General features: G+C 72.4%; 23 protein-coding genes and 1 riboswitch. Of the genes, 11 read left to right on the top strand and 12 right to left on the bottom strand.

Annotated features, from left to right (window positions below):
- Nucleotides 1-11: 11 nt before the first annotated feature.
- Nucleotides 12-2645 (bottom strand): S8 family serine peptidase, encoded by a 2634-nt coding sequence (locus F9C41_RS39630; RefSeq protein ID WP_230690370.1) that lies wholly within the window; start codon nucleotides 2643-2645, stop codon nucleotides 12-14.
- Between the two features lie 70 nt (nucleotides 2646-2715).
- On the opposite strand from F9C41_RS39630, the gene F9C41_RS39625 reads away from it, so the two are divergent.
- Nucleotides 2716-4455, top strand: a complete 1740-nt coding sequence (locus F9C41_RS39625) for a glycerol-3-phosphate dehydrogenase/oxidase (protein ID WP_155391996.1) — start codon at nucleotides 2716-2718, stop codon at nucleotides 4453-4455.
- Nucleotides 4456-4566: 111 nt separating this feature from the next.
- Here the strand turns inward: F9C41_RS39625 and F9C41_RS39620 are convergent, their stop codons facing one another.
- Entirely contained in the window at nucleotides 4567-5958 is a 1392-nt protein-coding gene (locus F9C41_RS39620) for an FAD-binding oxidoreductase (protein ID WP_155391995.1), read from the bottom strand.
- A 19-nt stretch (nucleotides 5959-5977) separates the two neighbouring features.
- On the opposite strand from F9C41_RS39620, the gene F9C41_RS39615 reads away from it, so the two are divergent.
- A complete protein-coding gene (locus F9C41_RS39615) occupies nucleotides 5978-6265 on the top strand; it encodes a DUF4031 domain-containing protein (protein WP_155391994.1) in 288 nt (95 codons plus the stop codon).
- Between the two features lie 45 nt (nucleotides 6266-6310).
- Here the strand turns inward: F9C41_RS39615 and F9C41_RS39610 are convergent, their stop codons facing one another.
- The gene (locus F9C41_RS39610) at nucleotides 6311-6952 is read right to left on the bottom strand and encodes an HD domain-containing protein (RefSeq protein WP_155391993.1); all 642 of its coding nucleotides are present in this window, start codon (nucleotides 6950-6952) and stop codon (nucleotides 6311-6313) included.
- 58 nt (nucleotides 6953-7010) lie between these two features.
- On the opposite strand from F9C41_RS39610, the gene F9C41_RS39605 reads away from it, so the two are divergent.
- Nucleotides 7011-8168, top strand: coding sequence for an FUSC family protein (locus F9C41_RS39605; protein WP_155391992.1), 1158 nt, complete (start codon nucleotides 7011-7013; stop codon nucleotides 8166-8168).
- A 135-nt stretch (nucleotides 8169-8303) separates the two neighbouring features.
- On the opposite strand, the gene F9C41_RS39600 is transcribed toward F9C41_RS39605, so the two are convergent.
- Nucleotides 8304-9578: an aminotransferase class V-fold PLP-dependent enzyme gene (locus F9C41_RS39600; RefSeq protein WP_155391991.1), complete on the bottom strand. Its 1275-nt coding sequence runs from the start codon at nucleotides 9576-9578 to the stop codon at nucleotides 8304-8306.
- 38 nt (nucleotides 9579-9616) lie between these two features.
- Nucleotides 9617-9733: riboswitch (SAM riboswitch) on the bottom strand.
- 83 nt (nucleotides 9734-9816) lie between these two features.
- On the opposite strand from F9C41_RS39600, the gene F9C41_RS39595 reads away from it, so the two are divergent.
- Nucleotides 9817-11466 carry a PrsW family intramembrane metalloprotease gene (locus tag F9C41_RS39595; RefSeq protein WP_230690369.1) on the top strand — a complete coding sequence of 550 codons (1650 nt, stop codon included), beginning with the start codon at nucleotides 9817-9819 and terminating at the stop codon, nucleotides 11464-11466.
- Nucleotides 11467-11531: 65 nt separating this feature from the next.
- Here the strand turns inward: F9C41_RS39595 and F9C41_RS39590 are convergent, their stop codons facing one another.
- Entirely contained in the window at nucleotides 11532-12791 is a 1260-nt protein-coding gene (locus F9C41_RS39590; protein WP_155391990.1) for an AI-2E family transporter, read from the bottom strand.
- 80 nt (nucleotides 12792-12871) lie between these two features.
- On the opposite strand from F9C41_RS39590, the gene F9C41_RS39585 reads away from it, so the two are divergent.
- A complete protein-coding gene (locus F9C41_RS39585) occupies nucleotides 12872-13213 on the top strand; it encodes a GroES family chaperonin (protein WP_155391989.1) in 342 nt (113 codons plus the stop codon).
- 116 nt (nucleotides 13214-13329) lie between these two features.
- Complete coding sequence (locus tag F9C41_RS39580; RefSeq protein WP_155391988.1) at nucleotides 13330-14508, top strand: DUF5685 family protein; 1179 nt, start codon at nucleotides 13330-13332, stop codon at nucleotides 14506-14508.
- A gap of 51 nt (nucleotides 14509-14559) precedes the next feature.
- Here the strand turns inward: F9C41_RS39580 and F9C41_RS39575 are convergent, their stop codons facing one another.
- Nucleotides 14560-16470 carry an ATP-dependent DNA helicase gene (locus tag F9C41_RS39575; protein WP_230690373.1) on the bottom strand — a complete coding sequence of 637 codons (1911 nt, stop codon included), beginning with the start codon at nucleotides 16468-16470 and terminating at the stop codon, nucleotides 14560-14562.
- Between the two features lie 254 nt (nucleotides 16471-16724).
- Here F9C41_RS39575 and F9C41_RS39570 point away from each other — a divergent pair, with 254 nt between their 5' ends.
- From F9C41_RS39570 to F9C41_RS39555, 4 genes are all read left to right on the top strand, one after another.
- The gene (locus F9C41_RS39570; protein WP_155391986.1) at nucleotides 16725-17216 is read left to right on the top strand and encodes a DUF402 domain-containing protein; all 492 of its coding nucleotides are present in this window, start codon (nucleotides 16725-16727) and stop codon (nucleotides 17214-17216) included.
- Nucleotides 17217-17442: 226 nt separating this feature from the next.
- Nucleotides 17443-18336: a PPK2 family polyphosphate kinase gene (locus tag F9C41_RS39565; RefSeq protein ID WP_155391985.1), complete on the top strand. Its 894-nt coding sequence runs from the start codon at nucleotides 17443-17445 to the stop codon at nucleotides 18334-18336.
- A gap of 117 nt (nucleotides 18337-18453) precedes the next feature.
- The gene (locus tag F9C41_RS39560) at nucleotides 18454-19080 is read left to right on the top strand and encodes a DUF47 domain-containing protein (protein ID WP_155391984.1); all 627 of its coding nucleotides are present in this window, start codon (nucleotides 18454-18456) and stop codon (nucleotides 19078-19080) included.
- A gap of 85 nt (nucleotides 19081-19165) precedes the next feature.
- Complete coding sequence (locus F9C41_RS39555) at nucleotides 19166-20173, top strand: inorganic phosphate transporter (protein WP_407924786.1); 1008 nt, start codon at nucleotides 19166-19168, stop codon at nucleotides 20171-20173.
- Nucleotides 20174-20278: 105 nt separating this feature from the next.
- Here F9C41_RS39555 and F9C41_RS39550 read toward each other — a convergent pair whose 3' ends face one another.
- From F9C41_RS39550 to mtfM, 3 genes are all read right to left on the bottom strand, one after another.
- Nucleotides 20279-21244: a Gfo/Idh/MocA family protein gene (locus F9C41_RS39550; RefSeq protein ID WP_155391982.1), complete on the bottom strand. Its 966-nt coding sequence runs from the start codon at nucleotides 21242-21244 to the stop codon at nucleotides 20279-20281.
- Nucleotides 21245-21383: 139 nt separating this feature from the next.
- Nucleotides 21384-21977, bottom strand: a complete 594-nt coding sequence (locus F9C41_RS39545) for a heme-binding beta-barrel domain-containing protein (protein WP_196280159.1) — start codon at nucleotides 21975-21977, stop codon at nucleotides 21384-21386.
- Between the two features lie 105 nt (nucleotides 21978-22082).
- Nucleotides 22083-22187 (bottom strand): small membrane protein MtfM, encoded by a 105-nt coding sequence (mtfM, locus tag F9C41_RS41955; RefSeq protein ID WP_269059029.1) that lies wholly within the window; start codon nucleotides 22185-22187, stop codon nucleotides 22083-22085.
- A 40-nt stretch (nucleotides 22188-22227) separates the two neighbouring features.
- Between mtfM and F9C41_RS39540 the strand changes: the two genes are divergently transcribed.
- Complete coding sequence (locus tag F9C41_RS39540) at nucleotides 22228-22599, top strand: DsrE family protein (RefSeq protein WP_407924785.1); 372 nt, start codon at nucleotides 22228-22230, stop codon at nucleotides 22597-22599.
- Nucleotides 22600-22632: 33 nt separating this feature from the next.
- Here the strand turns inward: F9C41_RS39540 and F9C41_RS39535 are convergent, their stop codons facing one another.
- From F9C41_RS39535 to F9C41_RS39525, 3 genes are all read right to left on the bottom strand, one after another.
- Nucleotides 22633-23151, bottom strand: a complete 519-nt coding sequence (locus tag F9C41_RS39535) for a hypothetical protein (protein ID WP_155391980.1) — start codon at nucleotides 23149-23151, stop codon at nucleotides 22633-22635.
- Nucleotides 23152-23300: 149 nt separating this feature from the next.
- On the bottom strand, nucleotides 23301-23633 hold the full coding sequence (locus tag F9C41_RS39530) for a DUF1416 domain-containing protein (protein ID WP_155391979.1): 333 nt from the start codon (nucleotides 23631-23633) through the stop codon (nucleotides 23301-23303).
- A gap of 5 nt (nucleotides 23634-23638) precedes the next feature.
- Nucleotides 23639-24487, bottom strand: coding sequence for a sulfurtransferase (locus tag F9C41_RS39525; protein ID WP_155391978.1), 849 nt, complete (start codon nucleotides 24485-24487; stop codon nucleotides 23639-23641).
- Between the last annotated feature and the right edge of the window lie 127 nt (nucleotides 24488-24614).

Here is a 24614-nt window from a genome sequence, read left to right as displayed (position 1 = left end):
GGCAGAGAAGCCTACCTGGCGGAGGCCACGACCGCCTCGGCCGCGTTGACGATGCCCGCCCCGGCCTGGGCCGCCTCGGTGGCGCAGGCGGGTGCCGCGGTGGCCAGCAGCGCGGGCTGCGCGGTGTCCCGGAGCAGCTGCTGGGTGCGGGCCAGGTCGCCGACCAGCTCCGGCTGGGCCGACCACAGCAGCGCGATCACGCCGGCCACGTGCGGCGTCGCCATCGAGGTGCCGCTGAGCTCGGCGTACGTGCCGCCGGGCATCGCCGACAGCACCGCCTCACCCGGCCCGGCCAGATCGGGCTTCGGCCCGGCCGGCCCCCGGCTGGAGAACGACGTGATTCTGCGCGCCTGGTCCACCGCGGCGATGGTGATCGCGGCCGGGTCGGTGGCGGGCGGGGTGTCCAGCGAGCCGCAGTCCGGCCCGGTGTTGCCGGCCGCCGCGACGAAGGCGATCCCGGCCGCGGCCAGCGCGGACGTGGCGGGCTGCAGCACGGTGGAGTCGCAGCCCTCCAGCGGCGGGCAGCCCCACGAGTTGTTGAGCACGTGCGGGGCGCGGGCCGGGCGGCCGTCGGTGAACGGGTTCCCGCCGTGCGCGTACGGCGCGAGCATGAACTGCATGCAGTCCAGGTAGAGGGACGGGCTGCTCATGTTGCGTTCCAGGTTGACGCAGCCGATCCACTGCGCGTCCGGCGCGACGCCGACCTGGTCCCGGCCCACCGCGGTGGCCGTGGTGTGCGTGCCGTGGCCGTTGTGGTCGATCGGGGTGCGGCTGTCCGACCAGGGGTCGAGCCAGGAGTCGTCGCCGCCGCGGAAGTTGGCCGCCAGCGCGGGATGCGAGCCGTCCACCCCGGAGTCGGAGGAGCCGACCACGATGCCCTTGCCCGTCACGCCGCGCTGCCACAGGTCCGGCGCGCCAACCATCTTCAGGTTCCACTGCGGGGTGGCCGGGGCCTGCTGGATCGGGCCGCGCCCGATCGGGATCTCGGCGGGCAGCGGGCGCAGCCGCTGATCGGTCAGCACCCGGTCCACGTCGGACCGGGACTCCAGCCACACCCGCGCCTCCGGGCCGCCCTCCACCAGGATCGCGTTGACCAGGTAGTACGGCTGGTAGTCCAGGTTCCAGCGGTCCAGTTCGGTGCGCAGGGCGGCCTGGGTGCGGTCGGCGTGCTCGACGAGCCGCCGGTAGACGGCGTCCACCCGCTGGTCGCGGCCCGCGCCGAGCCCGGTCGTGGTGGGCAGCCCGGCCAGCGGGGCCTGCTCCTTCAGCACCACGAACAGCTGGTCGCCGAAGAAACCCGGCTGGCCCGCGGCCAGGTAGTAGACGCCCGCGCCGACGGCGACCGCGGCGGCCAGCCCGGCCGCCAGCGTCCGCCCACCGGTACGCGGCACGACATGCCGCCGCTCGCGCACGACCGGCGCGGGCGCGCCCGGCCACTGCGCCTGCGCGCCGGGCCACGCGGTCCCGACCGGCCGCGCGCCGGGCCACTGACTCGGTGGGCCGAGCTGCTCCTGCTCCGGCGCGACGGCCGGGTCGTGGACGGTGCGCAGCAGGCCGATGCCGTACGCGACGCCGAGCGCGAGCGCCACCAGCCAGGCGATCAGGGCGGCGAGCAGCGCGTAGTACGGCACGTCGCGGCCGAGCAGGCCGAGGTTCAGCTCGTCCGGGTCGACGAAGCCCAGCGGCCCGAACGCGGCGAGCGCCACCAGGGCCAGCGTGGTCCAGCCGCGGGGCGAGCCGGGGGCGAGCGCGGCGACCGCGAAGCCGAGCGGTGGCAGCACCAGCAGGGTCAGCACCTGTGTCCCGGCCGCGCCGGTGCCGCCCGCGATCAGCGCCAGCACCACCCCGGCCACCAGGCCGCCGGCCAGCACCAGGGTCGGCCGTCCGCGGTCGGTGAAGTGCCGCCACAGGCCCGGTCCCAGGATCGCCATGGCCAGCGCGCCCGCGCCGAGTGCGGCCAGGGCGGCGGCGATGGACTCGGTGAACCCGCCCAGCGCGCCCGCCCACAGGTAAGGCACCAGCACCAGCACGCCGGCGAGCACGGCCCAGCCGAGCGACCCGGGGTCGCCTGCCGCAGGCGTCACGCCGCCGGCGGCGAGGTCAGCAGGGGTGGCGTCAGCACGGGCGGCGTCAGCCGTCGTGGTCGCGACCTGGTCGGCCTCGACCGGGCTGGCCTCGACCCGGCCGGCCTCGGGCCGGTCGGCAGCGGCAGCGGCTGCGGCGGGGGCGAGCTGGACAGTGGCGCGGCGGTAGAGGACGAAGGCGGCAGCACCGGCCAGCACCGCGTACGACAGCAGGTAGAGCTCGTTGGCGGTGGCCGGGATCAGGCGCAGCGCGCTGCCCCCGCCCAGCACCAGCGCGCCCAGCAGGAAGGCGCGGCCGGTCGCGCGTACCGGCTCGTGTTTGGGCAGCAGGGCCAGGATCAGCGCGGGCACGCCGACCAGCAGGCCCACGATGATCCCGGCCAGCGGCCAGAGGAACCCGGGCAGGTGCATGCCGAGCTGGGCGAGCACCTGGTCGGCGAGCACGATGCCGTACTGGGAGAGCACGGCGACGGCGACCGCCCACACTCCGACCAAGACGGCGGCGACGATCGCGCCGACGGGGGACCGTGGCGGGGCATCCGCGTACGCGGATGGGGGCACGGTCGGAACATGAGGCGGAACACCCTGCCGGTCACCGTGTGGGAGCACAGCCGCACGGTACCTTGGAGGGATGCGTGACCGCAGCGTGTCCCGCTTCGCCGCGGGTGCTCTATCCCCGGAGCGCCGCGCCGCTGACCTGCGCAGGCTCCGCGACGAAGAGTTCGATGTCCTGGTCGTCGGGGGCGGGGTGACCGGCGTCGGCGCGGCGCTGGACGCCGCGTCCCGCGGCCTGCGCGTGGCCCTGATCGAGGCGAGCGACCTCGCCGCGGGCACGTCCTCGCGCTCGTCCAAGCTGATCCACGGCGGCCTGCGCTACCTGGAGCAGCTGGAGTTCCCGCTGGTGCACGAGGCGCTGCGGGAACGGGGCCTGCTCGCCACGCGGCTGGCCCCGCACCTCGTGCGGCCGGTGCCGTTCCTGGTGCCGCTGCCCGCCGAGACGCCCGGCGTCGCCGGGGCGGCCAAGCGGGCCTGGCACCGGCTCTACTACGGGGCCGGGGTGGCGCTCTACGACGCCTTCGCGGGCCTGGTCGGGGGCGGTCGCGGCATGCCGCTGCACAAGCACCTGACCCAGCACGGCGCGCGCCGGCTGTTCCCGTCGCTGCGCGAGCAGGGCCTGGCCGGGGCGATCCGCTACTACGACGGGCAGGTCGACGACGCCCGGTTCGTGGTGACGGTGGCCCGCACCGCGGCCAGCCTCGGCGCGGCCGTGCTGACCGGGGTCAAGGCGGTCGGTCTGCTACGGCAGGCGCGCCAGGTGACGGGCGTACGCGTCAGCGCCGACGGCGAGGAGTTCGACGTACGCGCGAAGACCGTGGTCGCGGCGACGGGCGTGTGGAGCGACGACGTGTCGTCCTGGCTGCCCGACGCGCGGGTCGGCTTCCGGGTCCGCGCCTCCAAGGGTGTGCATCTGGTGGTGCCCCGTTCGGCGATCACCGGCGAGGTCGGCCTGATCCTGCGTACCGCGTCCAGCGTGCTGTTCGTCATCCCGTGGGGCGGGCACTGGATCATCGGCACCACCGACACCGACTGGGAGCTGGACCGCGCCCATCCGGCGGCGTCGGCAAAGGACATCGACTACCTGCTCTCGCACGTCAACGAGGTGCTCGACCGGCCGCTGACGCGCGGCGACATCGAGGGTGTGTACGCCGGACTGCGTCCGCTGCTGCGCGGGGAGTCCGACTCGACGTCGGCGCTGTCGCGCGAGCACGCCGTGGTCGAGCCGCTGCTCGGGCTGCTGCTCGTCGCGGGCGGCAAGTTCACCACGTACCGGGTGATGGCCCAGGACGTGATCGACAAGGCGGTCCGGCGGCTCGGCGACGTGCGGCACAGCGGCACGGCCGACCTGCCGCTGCTCGGGGCCGACGGCTACGAGGCGATGTGGCGCGACCGTGCCGACCTGGCCCGCCGCCACGAGCTGAGCGTCGGCGCGGTGGAACACCTGCTGGAGCGCTACGGCACACTCACCACCGAACTGCTCGCACTGATCGACGAGGACCGCACGCTGGCCGAGCCGCTGCCGGGCGCCCCGGAACACCTGTCGGCCGAGGTCGTCTACGCGGCCCGCCACGAGGGCGCGCTGCACGTGGTGGACGTGCTGGCCCGGCGTACCCGGATCTCCATCGAGACCGCCCATCGCGGCGTCCAGACGGCCCGCCGCACCGCCGAACTCATGGCCCCCGTCCTCGGCTGGTCCCCGGCCACCACCGAAGCCGAGATCACCACCTACCTGGCCCGCGTCGACGCCGAACGCGAGTCCCAGCGCATGCCCGACGACGCCGCCGCCGACGCCGCCCGCCTCACCGCCGTCTAGCGACGAAGGAAACGCTGGACGGGGTTTGATCAGCGTTTCGTGTCCCAGGATCTGCAGCCGAACCGCAGATCCTGACACGAAACAGCGACCACCAGACGGGGTCGGCCGTCGTCAGCGGAGGACCTTGCCGGGGTTCAGGAGGTTGGTGGGGTCGAGGGCGGATTTGATGGCGCGTTGGACGTCTACGCCGACTTCGCCGAGTTCGGTGGCGAGCCAGTCGCGCTTGAGCAGGCCGACGCCGTGCTCGCCGGTGCAGGTGCCGCCCAGGGCCAGGCCGCGTTCCATGATCTCGTCGAAGACACGCTGGCCGGCGGCGACGCTGGCCGGGTCGGCGCGGTCGACCACGATGTTGGGGTGCAGGTTGCCGTCGCCCGCGTGGCCGACGACACCGACCGGCACGTCGTGCTTGGCGGCGATCTCCACGATGTCGTCGAGCAGCTCCGCCAGCCGGGTGCGCGGCACCGCGATGTCGTCGATGATCAGCCCCCCGTGCTCGTACAGCGAAAGGGCCAGGTGTTCCATCGCCGGGTGGGCCAGGCGGCGGGCCTGCAGCAGCTCGGCGGCCTCGGTCGCGTCGGTGGCCTGCCAGACGTCGCCCGCGCCGGCCTGCCGGGCCAGTTCGGCGAGCGCCTCCAGGTCGGCGGCGGCCCGCGACCCGGTGTCCACCGCGGCCAGCAGCACCGCGGCGGCGGAGGTGTCCAGCCCCATCGGCCGGTATGCCTCCAGCGCCGCCAGGTGCACCCGGTCCAGCAGTTCCAGCAGGCTGGGGGAGAGCCCCGCCGCGAAGATCCGGTTGACCGCGTCGCCGGCCGCGGCCGTGGTCGGGAAGACCGCGACCATGGTCAGCGACTCCTCGGCGGCCGGCCGCAGCGCCACGGTGATCTCCGTGATGACGCCGAGGGTGCCCTCCGAACCAACGAAAAGCCTGGTCAGGTCGTATCCGGCGACCCCCTTCGGGGTGCGGCGACCGGTGCGCAGCACCCGCCCGTCGGCGAGCACGACCTCCAGGCCGAGCACGTACTCGGTGGTGACGCCGTACTTCACGCAGCACATGCCGCCCGCGTTCGTGGCGACGTTGCCGCCGATGGTGCTCGACTCCCACGAGCCCGGGTCCGGCGGGTAGCGCAGCCCCTCGGCGAGCGCGGCGCGGGCCAGTACGGCGTTGACCACTCCCGGTTGGACGGTGGCGATGCGGTTGGCGGTGTCGAGGTCGACGATGCGGTTCATCGCCAGCATCGACATGACCAGGCAGCCGTCGACCGCGTTCGCGCCGCCCGCCAGGCCGGTCCGCGCGCCCTGCGGCACCACCGGCACGCCGTGCCGCGCGGCGATCGTCAGCGCGGCGGCGACGTGCGCGGTCTCCTCCGGGCGTACGACGGCCAGCGGCATACCCGCGTCGCAGAGATCCGCCTCGTCGCGCCGGTACGAGATCAGCAGGTCATGATCGGTGATCACGCGGTCGGGGCCCAGGGCAGCCGTCAGCTCGTCGAGGAAGGTCACCATCGCACGCTAGCGTGGACCCGTGATCCATGTCGACAGCCCGGTCTGGCCCGCCCACGGCCGCCTGTGGGCACATCTGGTCAGCGACGTGTCCCTGGCGGAGCTGCACGTGTTCGCCGAGATGCTGGGCGCCCCCCGCCGCGGCTTCGACCGCGACCACTACGACATCCCCGCCGAACGCGTCCCGGTCGCCCGCTGGCTCGGCGCCCGCTACGCCACCTCCCGCGACATCGCCCGCATGCTCCGCGCCGCCAACCTCCGCATCCCCAAACATCTCACCCGCCCGACCCCACCCCCACCCCCGCGTTGATCATGAACTTATGGCACGGCTCGACGGCGTGTCACCGCCATAACCTCATGATCGATCCTGGGGCGGGGTGTGGGTGAGGGAGTCGAGTTCGCGTTGGAGGTTGGCGCGGGCGGAAGGCTCCAGGGCCGGGGTGTGGTGGTAGAGGGTGGGCAGGGCCAGCAGGGATTGCAGGACGGTGCTGCGGCCGATGCGCCACAGGTCGTCGGGGACATGGGCGTACTCGGCGCGGACGGCGGCGACGTAACGCACGTAGTCGGGCCACGGGGCGGCGAGGATGGCCAGGTCGGCGTCGGCCAGCAGGGCGCCGTCGCGGTCGCCGGGGGACACGGAGTGACCGGCGGTGAGGCGTACCAGGCGGGTGACCTCCTCGACCAACGCGACCGGCAACCCGCATTCGGTCAGCAGCTCGCCGGTCAGCACGGCGCTGCGCTCCTCGTTGTCGGCGGCGGTCGGGTCGTAGACCGCGTCGTGGCCCCACACCGCCAGCGCGACCACCGGCTCGTCGCCGACCAGATCCAGGCAGGCGGCCAGGTGCTCGACGGTGTGGTAGTGCCGCTGCGGCTCCGACCAGCGGTTGATCAGCTCGGTGCCGACCTCGGCCAGCACGCTGTCGGGCGCGGTGGCCCCGGCGGCCCGGGCTGCGGTGGCGAACCGGTCGGCGGTGAGCAGGGTCGTTTCGGTGGCCATGGCCAAATCTTGGCGCATCCGTCCGGCTCGCGGTGCGAGGTGCGCCACAGTAAAGGTCATGGACGCCGCCGAGCTGGGCCGACGCACGCGGGTGACGCTGCGTGACCGGGTGCGGCGGGTGCGGGGCAGCGTCATCCTCTCCGTGCAGGCCGCGGTCGCGGCGGGTCTGGCCTGGTACGTCGCGCACGACCTGCTCGGTCACTTCCAGCCGTTCTTCGCGCCGATCGCGGCCGTGGTCACGCTGGCCATCTCGGTGGGGCAGCGGATGCGGCGCGCGGCCGAGATCGTGGCCGGCAACGCGGTCGGCATCCTGCTCGGCGAGCTGCTCATCCTGGTCATCGGCCGGGGCGCCTGGCAGGTGTCGCTGGTGGTGCTGCTCGCGATCAACCTGGCCATCTTCATCGGCGGCTCGGCGTCACTGGTGAGCCAGGCCGCCTCGTCCGGCATCCTGGTCGCCACGCTGCTGCCGATCACCAGCGACTACTACCTGAGTCGTTTCGTCGACGCGGTCGTCGGCGGCGGCATCGCGCTGCTGGTGATGGCGCTGCTGCTGCCGCTGAACCCGCTCACCGAGGTGAAGCGCGCGGTCAGCCCGCTGATGGAGGCGCTCGCCGACGGCCTGGACCAGGCAGCCGAGGCGCTGGCGCACGGCGACGCGGCGGCGGCGCAGGAGGCGCTGGACCGCATGCGGGAGGCGGAGTCGCACCTGCGGGCGTTCGGTGAGTCGCTGAAGGCGAGCAAGGAGCTGGCGACCATCGCCCCGCTGCACTGGGGCAAGCAGGGCCTGCTGGCGGCGTACATCGAGGCCGCGGACCATCTGGCGCGCTCGCTGCGCAACAGCCGGGTGCTGGTACGCCGCATCGTGTCGATGATCCGTGACGCGGAACCGGTGCCGGCGTCGCTGGTCGTGGCCGTGCACGCGCTGGCGCAGTCGGTGTCGTCGCTGCGCCGGGAGCTGGCCGACGCGGTCGAGCCGGAGCAGGCGGAGCAAGCGGCGGTACGTGCCGTCCGGGAGGGGCGCGAGGCGCACCAGACCGGGCTGGGGTTCTCCGGGGAGGTCGTGTTCGCACAGGTCAGGTCGACCGCGACGGATCTGCTGCGCGCTTGTGGAATGTCCCGGGAGGACGCGGAACGGCAGGTCAGGCGGGCAGTCGGCCGGATCGACCAGTCAGGTTCGCACCGTTCGGCCGGTGGAACCTCGGAGCAGGCGGGGTGATCGGCGGTGCGGTCGTAGCCGTGGGCATCGTGCTCTACCTGGTGACGCGCCGCCGGAAGGTCGACGCCTGACCGCTCAGTGACGGCAAGCGGCCGGTGACCCCTGCGGGTCACCGGCCGCGGTGCTTTCCGGGCGTCAGACGATCTCGCGCAGCGCGCCGAGGAACGTGTCCACGTCGGCGTCGGTGGTGCCGATGCCGATGCTGGCCCGCAGCGCGGTCGCCGGCACGCCGTCCCAGCCGGCCCGCACCGAAGCCTCGCCGAGCAGGCGGCGGGCCAGCGGGTGGGCGCAGAACAGGCCGTCGCGCACCCCGATGTGGTGCTCGCGGGCCAGCCGCTGGGCGATGTCGGCGGAGTCGCGGCCGCGCACCGCGAACGACACCACGCCGATCCGGGCCGCGTCGGCGTCGAAGGTGCGCAGCTCGGCGACGTCGGGCAGCTCGGCCAGGCCCGCCCGCAGCTTCGCCAGCAGGCGCTGCTCCTCGGCGTGCAGCGCGTACCGGTCGGCGGCGTCGAGGGTCGCGCACACGGCCGCCAGGGCCACCGCGCCGAGCAGGTTGGGGGTGCCGGCCTCATGCCGGGCCGGGCCGGTGGTCCACCGTACGTCGTGGGTGGCGTCGCCGACCCCGCTGGTCGCCCCGCCGCCCGCCAGATAGGGCTGGGCCTCGTCGAGCCAGTCGCCCCGGCCGACGAGCACGCCCGCACCGAACGGGGCGTAGAGCTTGTGTCCCGACAGCGCCACGTAGTCGACGTCCAGCGTGGACACGTCGACGGGCACGTGCGGGGCGAGCTGCGCGGCGTCGAGCACGATCCGGGCCCCGAACCGGTGCGCGATCAGGGCCAGCTGCGCGGCCGGCCAAAGCTCGCCGGTGACGTTGCCGGCACCGGTCACGGCGACCAGGATCCGGCCGTCGGCGTTGCCCCGGCGCACCTCGGCCAGCGCGGCGGCCAGGTAGCGCACCGCGGCGTCGGGCGAGGCTGGCACCGGCAGGCGCACCGCGTTGGGCCAGGGCAGCAGGTTGGCGTGGTGCTCGCCGGCGTACGTGATCACGGTGGTGCCCGCGGGCAGCGCGTGGGCGAGCAGGTTCAGCGCGTCGGTGGTGTTGCGGGTGAACACGACGTGGTCCTCGGCGCGCGCGCCGACGAAGTCGCCGACCGTCTGCCGGGCGCGTTCGTACTCCAGCGTGCAGCGCTGCGACAGCGCGCCCGCGCCCCGGTGCACGGAGCCGTACCAGGGCAGCAGCGCGGTGACCGCGTCGGCGGCGGCGCGCAGGCAGGGCGCGGTGGCGGCGTAGTCGAGGTTGATCTGGCCGGGCACGCCGAGCACGGTCAACTGGGGTTCGGTCACGCGTACGGACGTGATGTCGGCCGTCTCGACGACGCTGCAGGGTCGTTGGGCGATCGCGGTCATGAGGCACCTCCGGGGTCAGGGACCCCTGGCAGGGCAGTGGTCCGCGCTTGCCCAGCACGACAACGGGCTGGGCCCGGTCATCACCCGGGGCACCCCACCGCGAACTACAGAGGGTTGCCGGTCAGCAAGCCGGGGCTTTGCTCCATCTTTCGACACTTCCGCCCGCTTGCGCAGGTGAATGTGAGAGCGGCTGACACTCGTGACCTTTCGCCGAGCATAGCGGAGGTAGGCTGCGCCCATGTCCGACCTCCCGACTCCTGGGACCGCACCCGGCAACCGCGACGGCGGCCCGGCCGCACCGTGGCCGCCGCTGCCGGAATGGCAGCAGCCCGCACCGGCACACACGTGGCAGGCGCCGGAGTCATCCGGACCGACCGCGCCGCCGTCCACGCCGGACGTGCCGGCCCCGGTCATGCCGGCACCGATCACGCCGAGCTCGGTCACGCCGGTCCCGGCTGCGGCCGCGCCGGCGCAGGGCTTGGCGACGGGCACGGCCGGGCTCGGTCTGCCGCCGGGTCTGCCCGAGCCGTCGCTGCCGCTCAAGCGCCCCCGGCGCTGGCTCCCGCTGCTGCTCGCGATCGTCGTCGTCGGCGGCTCCGCCCTGGGCATGCTCGGCTACCTGGGCTGGAAGATCGGGCCGCTGGCGTTCGCGGTCGGCCTGTCCGCGGCGCTGCTGCCGGTGCCGGTGCTGGTCGCCGCGTTCCTCTGGCTCGACCGGTACGAGCCGGAGCCGCCGAAACTGCTGGTGATCAGCTTCCTGTGGGGCGCGTTCCCGGCGACGCTGCTGGCGCTCGGCGTCAACTCGTTCTTCTCCGGTTGGCTGAACGTGGTGACCCTGCCGGACGCGGTGGTGGCCACGGTCGTCGCGCCGTTCATCGAGGAGCTGGGCAAGGCGGCGTTCCCGCTGTGGATCCTGTGGCGCCGCCGCCGCGAGCTGTCCGGCATCACCGACGGCATCGTCTACTGCGGCCTGTCCGGGGTCGGCTTCGCGATGGTGGAGAACATCCTCTACCTGGGCGGGCACGGCTTCTACTCGGGCAACGAGCAGTGGGGGCCGTACTCCGGGGCGCAGCTGGTCTTCGGCATGTTCCTGGTCCGCATTTTGATGTCCGGGTTCGCCCACCCGCTGTTCACCTCGATGACCGGCATCGGCATCGGCATCGCCGCGCGCTCGGCCAGCAGCTGGGTGCGCTGGTGCGCGCCGGTGGGCGGGCTGCTGCTGGCGATGACGCTGCACGGCTCGTGGAACCTGATGGCCACGCTGGCGGCCGAGATCAGCCCCTACTTCTTCCTGTACGGCTACATCGCGGTCATGGTGCCGGTGTTCCTGTCGATGATCGGTGTCGCGCTGTGGGTGCGGGCCCGCGAGGGCCGGCTGGCGTTGCAGGTGCTGCCCGCGTACGCCACGGCGGGCTGGCTCACCCCGCCCGAGGTGGCGGCCATGGGCACGCTGTCCCGCCGGCACGCCGCCCGGGTCTGGGCGCGGCGGGTCGCCGGGGACCCGGGCCGCAAGGCCATGAAGGAGTTCCAGTTCGCGGCCACCCGGCTCGCGCTGGTGCGCGACGGCATGAACCGCGGTCTCGACGAGAACCCGGCCGACCGGGACCGCAGCATCGCCGAGGAGCGCGACCTGTTGCAGGTGCTGAACGCCACGCGGGCGGTGTTCGTGGGGCGCGACCCGCAGGTGCCGCCGGCCTTCTTCGACGGCGCGGCATACCGGATGACGTTCCCGGACGGGGTGACCCGCACGGTGCCCATGCCCGCCGAGCCGGTGGTGCCGGTGCCGGTGCTGCTGCCCCCGCCCGCGCCCGCGTACCCGGCGGCGTACCCGCCGATGCCGGGGTACCCGTACCCGCCGCAGCCGTACTACCCGCCGCAGGCGGTCTGACGCCGCTGCCACGACGAGAAAGGGCTCCGCCGGGGAAACCCGGCGGAGCCCTTTCGTCTCATGTCTCAGACGGCGGACGCGGGCGGCGCTTTGACGATCACCGAGTCAGGTTCCGGCTGCGGGCGTCCGGCCAGCTGCCGGATCGCGGTGTTCAGGACCGCGATCAGCGGCACGGCGATCAGCGCACCCACGATCCCGGCCAGCACGACGCCCGCGGCGATGCCGAGGATCACGGCGAGCGGATGGATGGCGACCGCCCGGCCCATGATCAGCGGCTGGAGCAGGTGGCCCTCGATCTGCTGGATGGCGATGACCGCGGCCAGCACCAGCAGCGCCGTCAGCGGGCCGTTGGTGACCAGGGCGACCAGCACCGCGACCGCGCCCGACAGGGTGGCACCGACGATCGGGATGAACGCGCCGAGGAACACCAGCGCGGCCAGCGGCAGCGCGAACGGCACCCGCAGCGCGGCCAGCGCGATGCCGATGCCGAGCGCGTCGATGAACGCGACCAGCACGGTGGCCCGCACGTACGCCCCCAGCGAGGCCCACGCGGCGACCCCGGCCCGGTCGAGCGGCTCGCGGGCCTGACCCGGCACCAGGCGCAGCAGGAAGCGCCAGATGACGCGGCCGTCGCGCAGGAAGAAGAAGAGCGTGAAGATCACCAGGAACAGGCCGCTGAGCACCTCGAACACGGTCGTCGCGGTGGTGATCGCGCCGGTGGTCAGGGCTTCCTTGTTCGTCGTGATGGACTTGGTGACCGAGTCGATCGCGCTGCCCATCTGCGCGTCGGTCAGGTGCAGCGGGCCGTTCTTGAGCCAGGTCTGGATCTGCTGCACGCCCTCCGCCGCGTTCTTGGTCAGGTCGGGCAGCCCGTTGACGAACTGGTTGATCACCATGGTCAGCGTGCCGGCGACCGCGGCCAGCCCGACCAGCACCACGATCGCGGTGGCCAGCGACCGGTGCACCCGGATGTGGTTCAGCCAGCGCACGGCGGGCGCCAGCAGCGCGGCCAGCAGCATGGCGATCAGCACCGGCACGATGACGATGCTGATCTTCCCGAGGAACTGCAGCAGGTAGACGAGCATGAAGCCGAGCACGATGATGCGCCACGCCCAGGCCGCGCCGATGCGCAGCCCGTACGGCACGTCGACGTCGTCGCGGCTGGCCGTGGAGTGGTGCTGCAGTTCGGGCGCGGCCGGCTCGGGCAGCGGCTGGTCGGCCTCCCGGCGCTCGCGGTCCTCCTGCTCGCGCTTGGCGCGGGCGCTGGCACGGCTCGCCTCGTAGGCACGCCGCACATTCGCCTTGAAGTTGTCCAAACGACCCACTGGTGTCCTCCCGGGACAGGCAACGTCACCACGTTAGTCGCCTGCGACCACCGCGCCATCGGGGAAGTACCCTGACCGGCGTGACACTCAATCCAGCCACCGCCGAGACCGGCCTGCCGATCCGCCTGCTGCACGACCGGGTGCTGGTCAAGCAGGACGCGGCCGAGGGGGAGCGGCGCTCGTCCGCGGGCCTGGTGATCCCGGCCACCGCCTCGGTCGGGACGCGGCTGTCCTGGGCGACCGCCGTCGGCGTCGGCCCGCACGTGCGCGCGATCCAGGTCGGTGACCGGGTGCTGTTCGATCCGGACGAGCGCTCCGAGGTGGAACTGCACGGCGAGGCGTACGTGCTGCTGCGCGAACGGGACGTGCACGCCGTCGCGGCCTCGCGGGTGGAGCCCGACGCCACCGGCCTGTACCTCTGACGCTCGGCTGACTCCGGGCGATCTCAGCCGCCGCAGGCGGCCGGCAGCCCGCGGAGACGGTCGGCACGGCGACACAAGCCGGGCGGGGCGTGACAGCGTGGCCTAGGCTGCCGCGCGTGTTCGGCATCATCAGACCCTGCGCGCACAGCCTGTCCGAGCGGCTGCACGGCGAATGGCTCGGCCACCTGTGCGGGCTGTGCCTGGCGCTGCGTGACGAGCACGGCCAGGCGGCCCGCATCGTCACCAACTACGACGGCTTGATCATCTCCGCGCTGACCCAGGCGCAGTCGGCGACCGTCCGGCGGCGCACCGCGGGCCCTTGCCCGCTGCGCGGCATGCGAACCGCCTCCGTGGCCGAGGGCGTCGGGGCGCGGCTGGCCGCGACGGTCTCCCTCGTGCTGGCCTCGGCGAAGCTGTCCGACCACGCCGCCGACGGCGACGGCGCGTACGCCCGCCGCCCGGTCGCCGCAGGCGCCCGCCTGGTCGCGCGGCGCTGGGCGGCCCGCGCCCACCGGTCCGGGCTGGACCTCGGCCTGGACACCGGGGTGCTGCTGGCCGCCGTGCACGGCCAGCGGGAGGTCGAGCGGGCCGTCACGGCGGGCGGGTCGCTGCTCACCGTCACCGAGCCCACCGAGCTCGCCACCGCGGCCGCGTTCGCGCACACCGCGGTGCTGGCGGGCCGGCCCGGCAACGTCGAGCCGCTGGCCGAGGCGGGCCGCTTCTTCGGCCGGATCGCGCACCTGCTCGACGCGGTCGAGGACCTCGCCGCCGACCGGGCCGCCGGGGCGTGGAACCCGCTGCTGGCCACCGGGGCTTCGTTCGGGCAGGCCGGGGTGCTGGCCCGGGATGCCGCGGCGGGCATCCGGCTGGCCCTGGACGAGGTCGCCTTCACCGATCGGAAGCTGGTGCACCGGCTGCTGGTGCACGAGGTCGAGCACGCCATCGAGCGCACCTTCGCGGGCGCGGACCCGGACTACTACCCGCCGGTCGTCCAGCCCGGTAAGAAGGGCCGCCGGCCGAAGACCCCGAAGCCGCCGGGCAGCGGCTCGTGCTGGTGGCCGCAGGTGGAGATGCCGCCGGCCACCCGTGGCCCGCTGTTCGGCTGCGCCGTCGCGAGCTGGATGTGCTGCACCTGCCAGGTCTGCTGCCGCGACCCCTACCCGGGCCCGTGGAGCGGCCTGCCCCACGAGGGCTGGTGCGCCGGCTGCGGGGACTGCGGCAACTGCTGCGACGTCTGCGACTGCTGCAAGTGCGCCAAACACTGCGACTGCGACTGCTGCGGCTGCGACTGCTGACGGGCCGTCTCCGGCTCGGCTCCTGCCGGACACACCTGCCGGCGGCGCGGGTCAGCTCTCGCTGAGGCGTTTCAGGGATTTGAGGACGATCTCCTGCTTGGTGGTGTACCAGAAGGGCGGGAGGCTGGCGCGGAGGAAGGCGCCGTAGCCGCGGGCCGTCTCCAGGCGGGAGTCGAGGACCGCGACCACGCCCTTGTCCGAGGTGGAGCGGATCAGGCGGCCCACGCCCTGGGCCAGCCGGATCGCCGCGATGGGCACGCTCACCGCGGCGAAGCCCGAGCCGCCGCCCTCGTCGACCGCCGCCGAGCGGGCCGAGGCCAGTGGCTCGTCCGGGCGCGGGAACGGCAGCCGGTCGATGACGACCAGCTGGCAGGCGTCACCCGGCACGTCCACGCCCTGCCACAGCGACATGACGCCGAGCAGGCAGCTGTTGCGGTCCTCGCGGAACTTGCGGACCAGGATCGGCAGCGCCTCGTCGCCCTGCAGCAGCACGGTCAGGTTCGTCTTGGCCCGCAGCAGCTCCGCGGCCTGCTGCGCGGCCTTGCGGGAGGAGAAGAGCCCGAGGGTACGCCCGCCGAGCGCCTCGACCAGCGCCAGCAGCTCCGCCCCGGTCGCGTCCGGCAGGCCCGACGCGGCGGGCCGGGGCAGGTGCGCGGCGACGTAGAGGATGCCCTGCTTCGGATAGTCGAACGGGGACCCGACGTCGAGCGACTTCCAGCCCGGCCCGGAGGCCGACTCCGCCGGCGCGCCGGGCTTGGCGGCGGTCTTGGGGCTCACCGGCAGGCCCAGCGAGCGGGCGAGGGTGTCGAAGTTGCCGCCGAGGGTCAGCGTGGCCGAGGTGGCGATGACGGTGCGGTCCTCGTACAGCTTCTCGCCGAGCAGGCCGGCGACCGACAGCGGCGCGACGACCAGGGCCCGGCGCGGCTCGTGCTCCACCCAGGCGACGTCGTGCTCGTTGTCCTCCAGCAGCCGCTGCGCGGTCTTGGAGACCTCGTCGAGCAGCGACTTGGCCTGCTGCTTGCGCACCGGGTCGGGGTCGTCGGCCTTGATCTCGCCGATCCGGGAGAGCCCGCGCCGGGTCGCCCCGTCGAGCAGCGTGCAGGCCTCGACGATGCCGGTCGGCAGCTTGCCGGTGATCCGCCCGGCCGGGGTCTCGGCCAGCCCCACGGTCAGCGCGTCGGCGGCCTCGACCAGGGACTGGTACTCCTCGCCCTCCACGTATGGGCGGGCGGCGCGGGCGGTGCGATCGACGGCGTCGGGGGTCAGCTCGGCCTGGGCGGCGCTGGAGACCCGGTCGGCCAGCTCGTGGGCCTCGTCGATGATCAGGAGTTTGTGCTCGGGCACGATGTGCCGCCCGGCCATCATGTCGACCGACAACAGCGAGTGGTTGGTGACCACCACGTCGGCCTCGCGGGCACGGGCCCGCGACAGCTCCGCGAAGCACTCCGGCCCGTATGGGCACCGGGCCGCGCCGACGCACTCGCGCGCGGGGGTCGACACCATGCGCCAGGCCGTGTCGTCGACACCCGGGTCCAGCTCGTCGCGGTCGCCGGTGTCGCTGTCCATCGCCCAGTCGCGGATGCGCTCGATCTGCTTGCCGAGTTTGCCCGACTCGCCGAGCCACTTCACCCCGCTGCCGCTGGTGCCCGCGTCGAACAGCGAGTCCTGGGGATCCTGCTCGTCGGAGTGCTCCAGCTTCGCCAGGCACACGTAGTGGTGACGGCCCTTGAGCAGGGCGAACGTCGGCTCGCGACCGAGCAGCGGGGAGATCGCCCTGCCGATGCGGGGCAGGTCCTTCTCGACCAGCTGCGACTGCAGCGCCAGCGTGGCCGTCGAGATGACGACAGGCCCGTCGACGGTCAGCGCCGGGGCGAGGTAGGCCAGCGACTTGCCGGTGCCGGTGCCGGCCTGCACCAGCAGGTGGTCGCCGGACTCGATGGCGGTGCTGATGGCCGCGGTCATGGCCTGCTGGCCGGGCCGGGCCGAGCCGCCGGGCACCGCGCCGACAGCGGCCTCGAGCAGGTCGAGGGCGCTGTGGTCACGTGTTCGCTTCTTCTTCGGCGGCACCGACTGACCGTACCGGCTGGCACCGACGGTCTTCCACCGCGCCGCCGGATTTGGGACTATGGCGCATTGTGGGCGCGACCCGCGTCACCCCCGCATCGTTGCGCGGTGGTGCGAGGGTGTACGCCACCGCCGTGAAACGAGGTAGTCGGATGGGCGTCGTACGGGTGGAGATCCGCAAGTTCGACGGGAGTGCGCACCGGGCCTTCCCGGCCACCCTGCTCGGCCGCGACGAGCACGGCACGTGGCTGGGCATCCCGAGCGGCACGGTGAGCGACACCGGCAAGGTGTACGAGATCCCCGGCGTGGTCCTCGTCCCGCACACCGGCTGGTGGACCGCCATGTTCAACGCCGCCCCCCGCAACACCTCCCTCTACTGCGACATCACCACCCCCGCCACCTGGAACGACGACACCGTCACCGTCACCGACCTCGACCTGGACGTACGCAAGATCCGCCTGACCGGCGAGGTGCAGCTGGTCGACGAGGACGAGTTCGCCGCCCACCAGGCCAAGTTCAACTACCCCGACGAGGTCGTCAAGCAGGCCCGCGCCGCTGCCCAGTGGCTCCTCGAAGCCGTCCGCACCAACCAGGAACCCTTCACCACCCACTTCCACCGCTGGCTCGCCCACGTCTCCCCCTGACACCCCCCCCGCGCAGCGTTGATCATGAACTTATGGCACGGCTCACCGGTGTGTCGCGGGCACAACTTCATGATCGACAACTGATCCGTCGTCCTGGTTTGACCATGAAGTTGTGGTCACGAAACGCCGTCGACCCGTGCCATAAGTTCATGATCAACGGGGTAGGCGGTGGGCCGGAAGTTGGGGATGACCGGCGAGGGGGCGGGTTGTGCGCAATGATCGGAATGTGGCGGACGTGTCCGAATTGCTGCGGATCGGGTCGGGGGTGGATCTCGGCGCGATCGATCCGGCGGGGACGCCGGGACTGCCCGATCGCAAGGCGGTCCGGCGGGATCCGAAGGGGTGGGCGCGGGCCGAGCTGGTGATGCTGGGGCAGGAGCTGGCGCGGCAGCAGGAGATGCTGTTCGCCAACGCCAAGTGCAACCCGGCCGACCAGCGCCGGGTGCTGCTGGTGCTGCAGGCGATGGACTGCGGGGGCAAGGACGGCACGGTCAAGAAGGTGGCCGGCACGATGAACCCGGAGGGTCTGCGGATCACCGCGTTCGGGCCGCCGACGGCGGAGGAGCGCCGCCACGACTTCCTGTGGCGGATCCGCCGGGCGCTGCCGCTGCCGGGATACCTCGGCATCTTCAACCGCTCGCACTACGAGGATGTGCTCGTGGTGCGGGTGCGCGAGCTGGCGTCGCCGCGGGTGTGGAAACCCCGCTACGAGATGATCAACACCTTCGAACGTGAGCTTGTCGACAGCGGGTTCTCGCTGGTCAAGGTGATGCTGCACATCTCGTACGACGAGCAGCGCCGCCGCCTGCTGGAGCGCCTGCGCGACCCGACGAAGTACTGGAAGTACAACCCGGACGACGTCGACAACCGCGCCTACTGGCCCGCGTACCAGCAGGCTTATCAGGACGTCCTCCGGCGGTGTGGGACTGATCACGCCCCCTGGCATGTGGTCCCGGCGGACCGGAAGTGGTACCGCGACTGGGCAGTGGCGCACCTCATCCTCGATGCCATGAAACGCCTGGATCTGAGCTATCCGCCGGCCGGCTTCGACCCCAAAGCCGAGACGAAGAGGTTGGAACGTGAGGAAACGGGCAGCACGGCCAAGGTGAACAGCAGGTGAACGGGCCATGAAGGGCAGAAGCCGCTAGGTGACCGGGTCTTAAAGGCCGGGTAACAGTGCTTAGCATTCCCCCGACTAGACCGTCCGGATGACACCACCAAACCAAAGGTGCTTGCGGTGAAGTTTTCACTCCGCCCCCAAGAGGGCGCCTTCTACGAGATGTTCTCCCGTGCCGCCCAGAACCTGGTGCGAGGCACGGAGCTGCTCTCCGAGCTGGCGCTGCCCGGCGCTGACGTGCAGTCGGTCAGCGAGCGGCTGGCCGACGTCGAGCACGACAGCGACCAGATCACGCACGAGCTGTACAACAAGATCAACTCCACGTTCATCACGCCGTTCGACCGCGAGGACATCTACCGCCTCGGCTCCGGCCTCGACGACGTCATGGACCACCTGGAGGCCGTGGGCAACCTGGTCTACCTGTACGGCCTGACCAAGCTCCCGGCGCTGCCGCGCGAGATGATCGAGTTGATCGACATCCTGGACCAGCAGGCCAAGGTCACCGCCCTGGCCATGCCGCGGCTCAAGCAGATGAAGGGCCTCAAGGACTACTGGGTCGAGTGCAACCGCCTGGAGAACGACGGCGACCGCACCTACCGCATGCTGCTGGTCCGGCTGTTCAGCGGCGAGTACGACGCGCTGACCGTGCTGAAGATGAAGGAGGTCGCCGACGAGCTGGAGGCCGCCTGCGACGCCTTCGAGCACGTGGCGAACACCGTCGAGACCATCGCCGTCAAGGAGTCCTGATGCGCGGCCTCATCGCCGGCACCCGCGGCGGGAGCGCGACGTGAACGAACTCCTCATCCCGGTGCTCGCGGTCATCATCGCGGCCATGGTGTTCGACTACACCAACGGCTTCCACGACGCCGCGAACGCCATCGCCACCAGCGTCTCGACCCGGGCCCTCACCCCGCGGATCGCGCTGATCATCGCCGCGCTCGGCAACTTCGTCGGCGCGCACTTCGGCGCCCAGGTGGCCAAGACCGTCGGCAGCGGCATCATCACGCCCCCGGAGGGCGAGGTCGGGCTGGGCATCGTGTTCGCGGGCGTCGTCGGCGCCATCGCCTGGAACCTGCTGACCTGGTATTACGGCATTCCCTCGTCGTCCTCGCACGCGCTGATCGGCGGGCTGGTCGGCGCGATGCTGGCCGCGCTCGCGTTCGGCGTGCAGGGCGAGGTGCTCTGGGGCGGCATCCTGGAGAAGGTCGTCCTCCCGATGATCGTGTCGCCGGCCACCGGCTTCATCCTGGGCGCGGCGTTCATGCTGTTCCTGCTGTGGGCGGTGTACCTGCTGGCCAAGTGGCTGTCCAAGCGCAAGTCGGGGCGGCTGCTGCAGCCGACGCCGCTCAACCGGTTCTTCCGGTTCATGCAGTCGCTGTCGGCGATCGCGATGTCGGTCGGCCACGGCATGCAGGACGCCGCGAAGACCATGGGCATCATCGTGCTGGCGCTCTACACCGGCGGGTTCCAGAGCTCGAACGAGACCATCCCGGAGTGGGTGTTCTGGACCTCGGCGACGGTGCTGGCGCTGGGCACGTACGCGGGCGGCTGGCGCATCATCCGTACGCTCGGCCGCCGGGTGATCCACCTGGACCCGATGGCCGGCTTCGCCGCCGAGACCGTGGCCAGCAGCGTGCTGTTCACCGCGGCCGCCTACGGCCTGCCGATCTCGACGACGCACACCATCACGTCAGCGATCATGGGCGTCGGCGCCACGAAGAAGTTCTCCGCGGTCCGCTGGGGCGTCGCCGGCAACATCATGACCGCCTGGGTCCTCACCTTCCCCGGCGCCGCCATCGCCGCCCTCATCACCTACGTCCTGGTCCGCCCCATCTTCTGACGGTCCCTCGGACAAGATCGCGACGATCTTGCGCGAACGGTTGCCGATCCGCCCGGAAAGGGCGTGTCGTACCCGCCGTACGCGCAAGATCGTCGCTTTGGTCTGTCAGTAGGTGACGCCGATCTGGGCGCGGACGGCGTCCATGGTGCGCATTACGGACAGGGTCGAGGAGAGGGGGACCAGGTCGGATTCGAGTTTGCCCTCGCGTAGGCAGCGGGTCGCCTCAGCCGCCTCGAAGTGCAGGCCGGAGGGGGCCGTCTCGAACTCCTCCGGGTCGGCGCCGTGGCGGTGCAGGACGAAGCGCTCCGCCGCGTGGAAGCCCCACGGCAGTTCGATCCGGCCCTGCGTGCCGACGATGGTCGCGTTGCGCACGTCGCCGTTGATGCCGCAGTAGAGCGACGCCACGGCGCCCGACGGGAAGCCCAGGGAGATGCTGGTGCGGGCGTCGGTGCCCTCGGGGAACAGCTGCGCCCACGCCCGGACCTGGTCCGGCTCGCCGAGCAGCAGCTGCGCGAAGCCGATCGGGTAGACACCCAGGTCCAGCAGCGCGCCGCCGCCCAGCTCCGGGTTGCGCAGCCGGTGCGACGGCTCCGGGTCCAGCCCGATGCCGAAGGCGGCCTGCACCGCGACCACCTCGCCGAGCGCGCCGTCCGCGATCAGCTCCTGGATCTTCAGCGTCGACGGCAGGGTGCGCGTCCAGAACGCCTCCATCAGGAACAGCTCGCGTTCCCGGGCGAGGGTGACGAGGTCCTGGGCCGACGCGAGGTCCAGCGTGAAGGCCTTCTCCACCAGCAGCGGCTTGCCGGCCCGCAGGCACAGCGAGGCCGCCGCGTGGTGGTGGGAGTGCGGGGTCGCGATGTAGATGATGTCCACGTCCGGGTCGGCGGCAAGCGCCTCCCAGGAGCCGTGGCTGCGCGCCGCGCCGTGCTCGGCGGCGAAGGCCTGCGCGGACGACGCTGTCCGCGAGCCCACGGCCGCCAGTTCGGTGCCGGGCACCTGGCCCAGCTCGCGTGCGAAGCGTGCGGCGATCCCGCCCGTGGCGAGAACGCCCCAACGAATCTGATCAGTCACGACCCGAAGCTACACCGGTTAAGGAGCCCGTCGGAGCGGCCGCCCGGTGTCCATCCGGAGCGCAGCGCAGGATGGACGACCGGTTAAGGCCGCGGAGCGGGCTCCGTTCGTCACAGCAGCGGGCTCCGCAAATTGCGGTTCAGCCGCCGACGCGGATCAGGCGCGCGCTCAGGTGCGGCGTCAGGCCCTCGCCGACCGCGGCCATGTCCTGGGCGTACAGCAGCGCGCCCTCGACGATGCCGTAGAGCCGGTGCCCGGCGGTGACCTCCTTGGCGGTGGACGTGCGCGCCACGAAGTCGGTGACCATCTCGATCCGGGGCGGGTTCACCTCGACCTTGCCGAGGTAGAGCTCCATGATCCCGGTCGGGTTGGTCATGATGGCCTCGAGCTCGTCGCCGTCCTTGCCCGCCGGACGCCACCAGCCGACCTCGCGGCCGCCGGGGCGCACCGGCTTGGACTCTGCGTCGAGGATCCACGCCTTCGACTCGTAGAACAGGAACGGCCGGCCGTCGTGGCTGATCCGGATCTCCTGCGCGTAGTCGAAGTCCTCGATGGACGGGTAGCCGCCCCGGCCGCGGCCCCGCCACACCCCGACGAAGGGCAGCAGGTCCAGCAGGTCGCCGTGCAGGTCCGGTCCGCTGCGCAGGTCGTGGGTCTCCTCGTACGGGTACGGGTCGACCGGCGGCGCGTTCAGCCACGGCGGCGGCTGCAGCGGATTCTCTTCAGTACTCACCGTTTCAACCCTCTTCGTTCGTGCCTGGGGAACTCGCCGACGCTGGCCCGCCGCACCGGTGTCGCACCGGCGCGGCTCCGCCCGCCCGCATGCGGGCAGGCACTCTCACCAGCGGCCGCGCGAGATTTTGACGGCCACGTAGGCCAGGCCGCCGGCGAGCGCGCCGAATCCGGCGACCAGCAGGCTGACGAACCCGATCTCGGTGACCACGGGTAGATCCTATGAGGCGCGCCCGGCACGCGTGCATAAGCTGTCGGACGTGGCACGCAAACTCATCGTGAAGACGACCGCCGGAGCCGACGCGCCGGAGCGGTGCGCGCAGGCGTTCACCGTGGCGGCGACCGCCGTGGCGGCCGGCGCCCAGGTGTCCCTGTGGCTGACCGGCGAGGCCAGCTGGTTCGCCCTGCCCGGCCGCGCCGCCGAGTTCGACCTCCCGCACTCCGCGCCACTGCCCGACCTGCTCGACGCGATCCTCGCCGCCGGCACCGTCACCCTGTGCACCCAGTGCGCCGCCCGTCGCGAGATCACCCCCGACGACGTCATCCCCGGCATCCGCATAGCCGGCGCCGCCGTCTTCGTCGAAGAAGCCCTCTCCGATTCCACCCAGGCCCTCGTCTACTGACCCCGCCCCGACGGAGGCGTGGCGTGGCCGGGCTCAGGGGACGCGGCAGCCGGAGCTGAGGTCGACGGTCACGGTGCCCTCGCCGGTGACCTTGCCGCGTACTGCCACGTAGTTGCCCGCGTCGAAGTAGAAGCCCTCCTTGGGGCCGTCGGCGGGGCGGGTGACGGCATCGGGGAGCGCCGCGGCGAGCGAGACGATCGTGCCGGACTCGTCGCCCACGGGGCCGGAGACGGTCAGCGTGCGGACGAGTGAGACGCCGTCGCGGGCGGCGGACAGGCTGCAGGCCTTCTCGGCGTACCCCTTGTCCTGGATCGTCGCGCCGGCCGGGACGCGGGCCGTGACCTGCCCGACGATCTCTTCGATGGTGGCCTTGGCCGAGGCGGCGGTGGTCTGGTCGCGCAGCGACGGCGGGTCGTTGCGGGCGGACCAGACGGCCAAGCCGACCAGCAGCACGGCCCAGGCGGCGACGAGGGCGGGCCACAGGTACCGGCGGGCAGGCGGCGTCGGCTGAGGCTGCGGGGCGGCCTCGGGTGCGGGCGCGTCGATGGTCACGCGTTCATGCTGCCACGCGCGTGCCGCCGGGCGTGTCGCGGTGGGCAGGGTGCGGTGCCGCGGTCCGAAACCCTGCCCACCCGGCACCGGGCGTAAAGAAGGGCACCTTCTTAACGCAATGCGTCAAGAAGGTGCCCTTCTTTACGAAGCTAGGCGACGGCGAGGGAGACCTCGTTGACGCCGCGGTCGGCGGTGACGGTGGCGTCGCCGTTGCCGAAGCGGGACAGGGCGCGCAGCTGCCAGGTGCCGGGCGCGGCGAAGAAGCGGAACTGGCCCGCCGGCGAGGTCACGACCTCGGCGGTGAACTCGCCGCTGCGGTCGAGCAGGCGCACGTACGCCCCCGCGACCGGGTCACCGCCGGCGGCCTGCACGGTGCCGGTGATGACGGTCTCCTTCTCCAGGTCGACGCTGAGCGGCAGCGGGGCGGCCTGGTCGGGCGCGGCGCAACCGGCCGCGACAGTGGAAGCAGTCTGTGCGGTCATGGTGATCACGCCTTCCCGGGCTCGTCGCCCAGTGCCACCGGCACGCCGACCAGCGAGCCGTACTCGGTCCAGGATCCGTCGTAGTTCTTCACGTTCGCCTTACCGAGGATCTCCTGCAGCACGAACCAGGTGTGCGAGGAGCGCTCGCCGATGCGGCAGTACGCGATGGTGTCCTTGCTGTCGTCGATGCCCGCGGCCGCGTACAGCTCGGCCAGCTCGCTGTCGGACTTGAAGGTGCCGTCCTCGTTCGCGGCCTTGGACCACGGCACGCTGATGGCGGTCGGGATGTGGCCGGCCCGCTGCGCCTGCTCCTGCGGCAGGTGGGCGGGGGCGAGCAGGCGGCCCGCGTACTCGTCGGGCGAGCGCACGTCGACCAGGTTCTGCACGCCGATCGCCTTGACCACGTCGTCGCGGAAGGCGCGGATGGACAGGTCCTGCTCCTGGGCGACGTACTGGGTGGCGGGGCGCTCGACCGCGTCCTTGGACAGCGGGCGGGCGTCGAGCTCCCACTTCTTGCGGCCACCGTCGAGCAGCTTCACGTCGCCGTGGCCGTAGAGCTTGAAGTACCAGTAGGCGTACGCGGCGAACCAGTTGTTGTTGCCGCCGTACAGCACGACGGTGTCGTCGTTGCCGATGCCCCGCGACGACAGCAGCGCCTCGAACTGCTCCTTGTTCACGAAGTCACGGCGCACCGGGTCCTGCAGGTCGGTGCGCCAGTCCAGCTTGATCGCGCCGGCGATGTGGCCACCGTCGTAGGCGGTGGTGTCCTCGTCGACCTCGACGAACACGACGCCGGGTGCGGCGATGTTCTTCTCGGCCCAGTCGGCCGAGACGAGGGCGGATTCGCGACTCATGGAGTTCTCCCTTGAGATGTGGCTGGATGGATGAACGTCTGGTGCTGGTGACGCCACCGGGAGCGCGAGCGGGAGAAAGAAAAACGTCGCCGCGTACGGGTCCACAGGGGGTTCACCGGGTACAGGG

This window comes from Catellatospora paridis, assembly GCF_009720365.1.
Lineage (GTDB): Bacteria > Actinomycetota > Actinomycetes > Mycobacteriales > Micromonosporaceae > Catellatospora > Catellatospora paridis.
The sequence above is the reverse complement of the archived record's forward strand: the minus strand, read 5'-3'. Positions and strand labels throughout refer to the sequence as shown.